Here is a 255-nt window from a genome sequence, read left to right on the forward strand (position 1 = left end):
GGCGAGCGTCGTCGGTCACGCCGTTGGCGGCGATATCGCCTTTGATCGAACCAACATCGTCGATCACGTGGGTGATGCTCACATCGACCTTGCTGGTATCAACCACGACGTTCAGGGCGTCGCCCTGGCCGCTGCTGTTGCCAGCCTTGTCCAGCACTTCGGTGGTGAAGGCATGGTCGCCATTGTTCAGCGGGGTGGTCGGCGTGAATTCCCACTTGCCGTCAGCGCCCACATCGGCTTCGCCAATCTTCGTGC

Annotated in this window: 1 protein-coding gene; it reads right to left on the reverse strand. The window is 61.6% G+C overall.

Translation table 11 applies throughout. The features are described 5' to 3' along the window. Positions 1-255 (reverse strand): Ig-like domain-containing protein (locus tag J5M67_RS29025; RefSeq protein WP_243434952.1); only part of this gene is annotated, 255 nt, incomplete at both ends.

The organism is Pseudomonas sp. 30_B, from assembly GCF_017491605.1.
In the GTDB taxonomy this organism is placed as follows: domain Bacteria; phylum Pseudomonadota; class Gammaproteobacteria; order Pseudomonadales; family Pseudomonadaceae; genus Pseudomonas.